Origin of the sequence: Variovorax sp. dw_954 (assembly GCF_018449755.1) — a bacterium.
Lineage (GTDB): Bacteria > Pseudomonadota > Gammaproteobacteria > Burkholderiales > Burkholderiaceae_C > Variovorax.
Map to the genome: position 1 here is coordinate 1 of NZ_JAAVVD010000055.1, position 7,649 is coordinate 7,649.

Annotated in this window: 6 protein-coding genes and 1 pseudogene; 3 read left to right on the top strand and 4 right to left on the bottom strand. The window is 68.4% G+C overall.

The window, feature by feature from the left end; genetic code table 11:
* Together HB681_RS37050 and HB681_RS37055 are read left to right on the top strand one after the other, a co-directional pair.
* Positions 1–343: pseudogene (locus HB681_RS37050) on the top strand (acetyl-CoA C-acyltransferase); the annotation flags it as partial.
* Positions 340–1,047, top strand: coding sequence for a DsbA family oxidoreductase (locus HB681_RS37055; RefSeq protein WP_213959893.1), 708 nt, complete (start codon positions 340–342; stop codon positions 1,045–1,047). The pseudogene HB681_RS37050 and the gene HB681_RS37055, both read left to right, overlap by 4 nt.
* Before the next feature lie 14 nt (positions 1,048–1,061).
* Here HB681_RS37055 and HB681_RS37060 read toward each other — a convergent pair whose 3' ends face one another.
* The 4 genes from HB681_RS37060 to HB681_RS37075 form a co-directional block, all read right to left on the bottom strand.
* Positions 1,062–1,865, bottom strand: a complete 804-nt coding sequence (locus HB681_RS37060) for an alpha/beta fold hydrolase (RefSeq protein WP_213959894.1) — start codon at positions 1,863–1,865, stop codon at positions 1,062–1,064.
* Complete coding sequence (locus HB681_RS37065) at positions 1,859–3,547, bottom strand: alpha/beta fold hydrolase (protein WP_213959895.1); 1,689 nt, start codon at positions 3,545–3,547, stop codon at positions 1,859–1,861. The genes HB681_RS37060 and HB681_RS37065 overlap by 7 nt, the downstream gene beginning before the upstream one ends.
* 285 nt (positions 3,548–3,832) lie before the next feature.
* Positions 3,833–4,726: a DUF2950 domain-containing protein gene (locus HB681_RS37070; RefSeq protein WP_213959896.1), complete on the bottom strand. Its 894-nt coding sequence runs from the start codon at positions 4,724–4,726 to the stop codon at positions 3,833–3,835.
* 31 nt (positions 4,727–4,757) lie between these two features.
* Complete coding sequence (locus HB681_RS37075; RefSeq protein WP_345944816.1) at positions 4,758–6,011, bottom strand: DUF3300 domain-containing protein; 1,254 nt, start codon at positions 6,009–6,011, stop codon at positions 4,758–4,760.
* 335 nt (positions 6,012–6,346) lie between these two features.
* Here HB681_RS37075 and HB681_RS37080 point away from each other — a divergent pair.
* The coding region (locus tag HB681_RS37080; RefSeq protein ID WP_213959898.1) for a DUF3300 domain-containing protein at positions 6,347–7,649 on the top strand (1,303 nt) is incomplete at its 3' end.

Consider the following 7,649-nt stretch of genomic DNA (forward strand, 5'->3'; position numbering starts at 1 on the left):
TGCGGGTGTCGAACCGGCGTACATGGGCATCGGCCCGGTCCCGGCCACGCGCAAGGTGCTGGAGCGCACCGGCCTGAAGGTCTCGGACCTCGACGTGATCGAGTCGAATGAAGCCTTTGCGGCGCAGGCCTGCGCGGTGATCCAGGAACTGGGCTTCGATCCGGCCAAGGTCAACCCGAACGGCTCGGGCATCTCGCTGGGCCACCCGGTCGGCGCGACCGGCGCGATCATCACGGTGAAGGCGATTGCCGAGCTGCATCGCACGGGCGGGCGCTATGCGCTGGTGACGATGTGCATCGGCGGCGGCCAGGGTATCGCCGCGATCTTCGAGCGCTGCGCATGACGCCCACCATCCCCGGATCGCTGGGCCCGAACGTGCAACAGCAAGAAGACACAGCGACGGAAATGCCGTCCACCATCGACCTCGACGTCTACCTCGACCTGATCTGCCCCTGGTGCCTGATCGGCAAGAAAAACCTGGAGCGGGCGCTGGCGATATTCACCGGCGTTCCCGGCAATCCCGCGGTGCGGGTGCATTGGCGCTCGGTGCAGTTGATACAGGGCCTGCCCGTGGACGGCGTGGACTTCGAAGCCTTCTACACGCGGCGCCTGGGCAGCGTCGAACGCGTGCGCGCGCGGCAGGCACAGGTACGAGCGGCTGCAAGGCACGCCGGCACCGACGTGCACTTCGAGCGGATCCGCCGCTTCCCCAACACGCTGCTCGCGCACCGCCTGCTGGCCTACGGCCAGGCGCAGTTGTCGCCCGAGAAGCTGGATGCACTGCTCGACGCGCTGCTGCTCGGGTATTTCCAGCAAGGCGCAGACATTGGCAACGAAGGAACGCTGTCGGACATCGCTGGTCGCCACGGGCTCGACGCCCCAGCATGGAAGGCGTGGATGACCACGAACCCCGCACAACTGGAGCAAGCCGACGGCGTGCCCCTGTTCGTCTTCAATCAGCGCATTTCGCTCAGCGGTGCGCAACCGGTGGAGGCGCTGCTCGAAGCCATGGACGAAGCGGTCGCGGCCACAAGCGTTTCGATGTAGCGCCGTCGCCGGCGTCAGGCCGGCGATTCGTGCGCCATCATGAAGCGCTCGACGCGACGCGCGATCTCGACCGGTCGCGTCAGCATGAACAGGTGACCGCAATCGAGGGTCTCCATGGTCGCCCGTGGCAAGCGCGACACGATGATCCGTCCGTTCACCGGCGCCACGATCGGGTCGTCCGAGCCCATGAGCACCAGCACCGGCAACTGCACGCGCGGCAAGCGGAACCAACTCATCCACCCGCACAGTGCGAACAGCTGGTACAGGTAGCCGCGCAGGTTGGGCCTGCTTGCCAGCATCGCTTGCAGCGGGATCAGGTCGCGGTCGAGCCGCAGCTTCCCGCCGAGGAGCTTGGCCCCGATCTGCAGGAGCTGACCCGGCCCGCCCGGCAGCACCACGCAGCCGGCGCTGGTGGCCGCCAGCGTCATGGTGCGACAGCGCGCCGGATGGCGCAGCGCAAACTCCTGCGCCGCAGTGCCACCCCAGGACACGCCGAACACATCGACACGGTCCAGGCCGAGCTGGTCCAGCAGCGCGGCCGCGAGATCGGCGACATCGCGCATCCGGTACGGCAGCAGCGGCGCCGGCGATGCGCCGACGCCGGGCACGTCGAACGCGATGACACGCGTGTTCTGGAACGCGCGGGCAAAGGCGGCCGAGGTCTCGAGATCGGCACCGATCCCGTTTAACAGCAGCAGCACGCGCCCGGCGGAGCCTGCGCCGTGGTCCGCGTAACGGATTGCCTGTCGTCCAACCATGACGGTGCGCGCCGCCGGCAACAACGTCGCCGAATGCGGGCGCGCCACCTTGCTCAGCACCGCTGCTTCACATAGTCGCCGGGGGCGGCGCAAAGCGGCGGATGGCGCTTCGACCCAGCCTGGCGCGGCGCGCGTCGGTCCGCATCCGAGCGGGCCCGCAACCAGGCCGCCAGGTGCGGCCACCAGCTGCCGTCGTGCGCGGTCGCGCCTTGCTCGAAGGCGTCCGGCGTGTCGTGCTTCCTGGCGTTGGTGAGGAAGGATGCCCTCTTGTTGCCCGGCGGGTTGACGATCGACTGCACGTGCCCGCTGGAGGTCAGCACGAACTCGCTGTTGCCGCCGAGCAGCTCGCGCGTGCGGTAGCAGCCCTGCCAGGGCGTGATGTGGTCGGTGCGGCCACCGAGGATGTAGGCGTCGCAGCGCACGTCGCGCAGGTCCAGCGCCTGGCCTTCGACCGTGACGCCGCCGGGCTGTGCGAACGCGTTCGACGCGAGCAGCGCCAGGAAGTCGTCGTGCAGGCGCGCCGGCAAGCGCGTGGTGTCCGCGTTCCAGTACAGCACATCGAAGGCCGCCGGCTTGCGGCCCATCAGGTAGTTGTTGATCCAGTAGTTGAAGACCAGTTCGTTCGGCCGCAGCCACGCGAACACCTTGGCCAGGTCCTTGCCCTCGAGCACGCCGCGTGCGCCACTCATCGATCGCGCCAGCTCCAGCGTCTCCAGGTGGGCGAACAGGCCCATCGAGCTGTCGGCGATCGCGTCGGTGTCGAGGATCGACACCAGCAGCGTCAGGCTGCGAGCCCAATCGCGGCCCTTGCTGGCCAGGTAGGCCAGCAGCGCCGCCGACGTGATGCCGCCGGAGCAGGCCCCGAGCAGATGCACCTGGTCCGAGCGCGTCACCTCGCGCGCCACGCCGACCGCATCCTCCAGCGCCGTGACATAGGTCGGCAAGTCCCAGTCGGCCTGGGCGACCGTGGGATTGAACCAGCTGACGACGAAGACCTGGAAGCCTTGCTGGACCAGGAACTCGATGAGGCTGCGCCCGGGTGCGAGGTCCCAGACGTAGTACTTGTTGATCTGCGGCGGCACGATGAAGAGCGGCGTGCCCGCCACGTCCGGCGTCTGCGGCTTGTACTGGATCAATTCGAGTTGCTCGCTGCGGAACACCACGTCGCCCGGGGTTGCCGCGAGGTTCTCGCCGACCTCGAAGCTGGACTCATCCACCATGGCCGGCATGCCGCCGTTGTGGCGCCAGTCGTCGACCAGTTGCGCCAGCCCACGCGCAAGATTGAGGCCGCCTGTCTCGATGGTGCGCTTGATCGCAGCGGGGTTGCCCGGCAGCACGTTGGTCGGCGCCAGTGCGTCGGCCACGATGCCGAGGATCATCTTCGCCCGCGCGGCCTCGTGCGCCGGCAAGCCGAGTTGGCCGGCCAGCCGCAGCGTCTCGCGCGACAGGGCCAGATGGCCTTGCATCACGCGCTTGTAGACGGCGTTGTCACGCCAGGCAGGGTCATCGAAACGGCGATCGCCCGCCGCCGGCTCCACGGCGGAACGGCCGAGGGCCACCTTCGCCAGTTCACCGGCCGCACGGCCGACGGCACCGACCGTTTCTTGCGGCCGCTTTGCCGCCGCGCCAGCCATGGCCCGCAGCGATGTGCCGAGGCGATGCGGCTTGCGCGTGGATTGCATCCGGACCAGGGACGCACGGTCCTGCCGGGCTTCGGTCGAGGTTTGGGAGGGGCTTGCCATTGGGGGATTCGTGCGATGGGAAGGAGGATGGTTTGCGACGGCGGCGCGCGGCAAGACATGCCGTCGCGGGGACGCGTCGATGCCTTGTCGTAGCGGCCGGCCATTGTTCGCGTTCGCGCCCGGATCGACTCTGCATTTGGCGACATGCGTTTCCCATTTCATGCCACGCAAGAACCAACGTGAGCGAAGCCCCTTCGTGGGCACCCGCGGAACCGGCTTTGCCGGGCCGCTGGGTGCGCCCCCTTGAGGGGGAGCGCCGAAGGCGCATTCGGGGGTGGGCCTATCTCAGGGGACGTTGACCTTCCGCCACGACGCATCGGGGTTGAACACCTCCATCGCTGCGGCGGCCTTGCTGGTGTCCGGCCCGAGGTCCTTCTGGTAGACCACGCCGGCATGGCTGACGATGAAGCTTTCAAGGCCGGTTTGCCCGTAGCGCAAAGGCCATGCAACGAGTGCGAAGCCGCTGCGCATGCGCCCGCCGATGACATAGCGGTAGGCGCCGCCGGGCGCGCTCATGCCCTGCGCCTTCAGGATCTTGAAACGGTATCCGTGGTAGCCGGCGCCCGGCGCCTGGGTCACATAGAGCGGGCCGAGCGGGCTCTGCTCCTGGGCGGTGCTGTCGGCCCAGTAGAGCCCGTCGTGGCGACCCGGTGCGCTGACGAACTTCTGCGCGTACTCGAGCACGCCGTTGCCATCGCGATCACGCGACGCGTATTCCTTTTGCGCGTCGTAGTACGCGAGCGCGGCCTGCACCGCAGCCATCTCGTTGCGACGGACACCCCGCTCCCGCATGATCAAGGCGCCGGCGGCCACGTCGAAATTCCAGCGGCCGGCTCTCTCGAGGAGCGGGATGGGCAGGGTCCAGCCCGCATCTCCCACCTCCAGCAGGGACTCGCCGCGCACACCCCGAACGATCCTGTGCTGCTTTTTCCAGGCCGCAAGGAATGCGTCGATATCGTCGCGCCCCATGCTGCCTTCAGGAACGAAGCTGCGCCAGTTGGCGCCGAGTACGCGCCGCAACTCGGCTTCATCGTTTTGGGAGATCGCATCGACCAGTGCCTCCGACGCGGCTTCCGCGCTCGGGTAGGCGTGCTGCGCCATCGAAGGCGTCGCGAAGACGATTGCTGCGCACGCGACGAGCGCACCGGCGACGAATCGCGTGAGGGTGAAGTGCAACATGGATGGAATCCGCATGGTGATGAACCTTGCCCTAGCGGCGTCCCCCGCCGCGCCCTCCGCCACCGCGCCCGCCGCCGCTCATCCGCGCGCCGCCGCCGCCGTGAGCCGCGCCGGGCGAGCCGCCGTATCGAGCCCCTCCGCTGGCAGCGCCCGAGTGCCGCGCCGGGGGTTGCCGGTTGACGCTGTCGCGATTGAAGTCCCGCTGCATCTGTCCGGTGTCGCCCACACCGCGAAACGCGTCATTGCGCGGCCCGGGGTCGAAGCCGCGCTGCTGCATCGTCGATTGCGCCTGCTGGCGCTGGGCGTCGCGCCCACGGAAATCGCCGCGCTGGTCCGCGCCCGGCACATTGCGCCCGTACTGCTGCTGGCTGCGGTTGTCGCGGTACGGCACGCCGCGGCGGTTGGCCGCGTTGTGCTGGAAAGTGGAGTTGCCGCTGATCTTCCGGTTCACGTTGATGCTGTTGTAGCGGCTGGCATTGATGTTCACGTTGCCGCCGCCCCAATTGCAATTGCCCCAGAGCGCCGCGGTCGCGGCCACACCGATGCCGAACGCGATCCCCGTGGCCAGCGCGGCGCCGGGGTAGTAATAGGCCGCAGGAGGGTAGTAGTACGGAGGGTAGGCCGGATAAGGCCAGGTGCCGTAGACGATGGCCGGGTCGTAGGCCGGCACGTAGACCACCTGCGGGTTCGCCGGCTCGATCGTGACGACACTCTGTTGCGTCTGCGGGTCTTGCGCGAGCGCGACGGTCTGCTGCTCCGAGGACTTCAGGCTGCCGTTGGCCTGCGCGCGGCTGCGCAGGCGCTGCGCGGAATCCAGCACATCCTTCGACGAAGCGAGGAAGGCGTCACCCAGGTTCTGCACCCAGTCGGGCTTGTCGCCCATCGTCTGGATGACCTGCGGGAACGCGACCAGCGACTTCACGCTGGGGTCCCAGGGCTGTGCATCGACAGCCCTGACCGCCGCATCCCCCGATTGGCCGGGATGCGCCTTCGACCAGGCGGCCGCATCCGCGACGTCCGCCGGATACGTCGATGCCATCAGCACCTGCGACAGCAGCGAATCCGGATACAGCGCGATCGGCGCCATCATCTGGTCGATTTGTGCCTGGCTGAAGGTCGACGCTGTGGAACCGGAGGCAGGTGCAAGGGGCGGCGCCGCGACACTTGGCGCGGGCGCCGGCGCTGGCGGCAAGACGGGAGGCGCCTGCACCGGGGCGGCGCAACTCGCGACCAGCACGGCCACCGCGACCGTCGTCGCGACGGCCCCTGAACGACATGGACCCACGGCAGTCTCCTTCGACTTGTTGCGTTCGAGCACAGGCAAAACCGGGCGGCCACCACCCCTTGGGTTGCCCGGTCCTTGCAAGCGCGGGTAGTGGCCGGCTGCGTCATTCTCGATCGGCGTCCGGCCAGCCGGATTGACGCGGATCAAGTCGCGCCGGCGCCCGCTTGCAACGGTCCGGCCCCATGGCGCCGGCGCCTGCGACAAGCCGGTCGACTGCGTGCATGCCAAGGCCCCTTTTTGCTGCATTCGCCTGCCATGTCGCGTTGCGAATTGATTTCAATCAATGGTAGAACGCCGCTTCCATCGAAGATGACGCAATCCAAACAGGAGACGATATGCGTGCCCTTGCCGTCCGACTCGCGCAGGCGCTGATGCTGGCTGCTTCGTTGCTGGCGGGGTCGGCGGGGGCGCAGCAGGCGCCATCCTTCTCGATCGAGCAACTCGACCAGATGATGGCGCCGATCGCGCTGTACCCCGATTCGCTGCTGTCTCAGGTGCTGATGGCATCGACCTATCCCGCGGACGTCGCCGACGCCGCGAAATGGTCCAAGGCCAATCCCAATCAGAAGGGCGATGCGGCGCTGAAGGCCGTGGACAGCCAACCGTGGGACCCGAGCGTGAAGTCGCTGGTCGCCTTCCCGCAGGTGCTGCAGACCATGGGCGACAAGCCCGACTGGGTGCAGAACCTCGGTGACGCCTTCCTCGCCTCGTCCAAGGATGTGCTCGACTCGGCGCAGCGCCTGCGCGCACAGGCGCAGAAAAACGGCAGTCTCAAGACCAGCGAACAGCAGAAGGTGATCGTCGAACAGGAACCGCAGACGCAGCAGACCGTGATCAAGATCGAGCCGGCCAATCCGGAGGTGGTCTACGTGCCCTCGTACAACCCGACAGTGGTGTACGGCACATGGCCCTACCCGGCCTACCCGCCCTACTACTATCCGCCCGTGGCTGCCTACTACCCCGGCGCGGCGCTTGCCACGGGAATCGCGTTCGGCGTGGGCGTCGCGGCCACAGCGGCGCTCTGGGGCAATTGCAACTGGGGCGGCGGCAACGTGAACATCAATGCCAGCCGCTACAACAGCGTGAACGTGAACCGGCAGATCAGCGGCAACTCGGCGTTCCAGCACAACGCTGCCAACCGGCGCGGCGTTCCGTACAGGGATTCCGCGAGCCAGCAGCGCTTCGGCAAGGACGTGGCAGGCGCCGACCGTCGTTCCGACTACCGCGGCCGTGACACCGGGCGGGACGCTCAACGCGACCAGGCGCAATCGCAGTTGAGGGATCGCGGCATGGACCCCGGCCAGGGTCGCAACGAACTCCGCAACGATCCGGCCACCCGGGAACGCGCCCAGTCCGCTGCGGACCGAACCGGTCGCGAACGGCAGGGTGCCGGGGACAGGCAAGGTGCCGGCGACCGCCAGGGGGCTGGAGACCGCCAAGGGGCCGGCAATCGGCAGGGCGCCGGGGACCGCCAAGGTCCAGCCGGAGACAGGCAAGGGGCCGGCGGCCGCCAGGGCGCTGGCGACCGGCAGGCCGCAGGCGGCCGTGGCGGCGACAACGCTCTGCGCGGCGCCGGCGACGGGGGTGCAAGTGCGCGCCAGCAAGCCAGTCGGGGTGAGGCGAGCCGTCAATCCATGT

Bases quoted from the DNA above. Each gene is read 5' to 3' on its own strand.
- HB681_RS37070 (WP_213959896.1), bottom strand. From the start codon at position 4,726: ATGTTGCACTTCACCCTCACGCGATTCGTCGCCGGTGCGCTCGTCGCG.
- HB681_RS37055 (WP_213959893.1), top strand. From the start codon at position 340: ATGACGCCCACCATCCCCGGATCGCTGGGCCCGAACGTGCAACAGCAA.
- HB681_RS37065 (WP_213959895.1), bottom strand. From the start codon at position 3,547: ATGGCAAGCCCCTCCCAAACCTCGACCGAAGCCCGGCAGGACCGTGCG.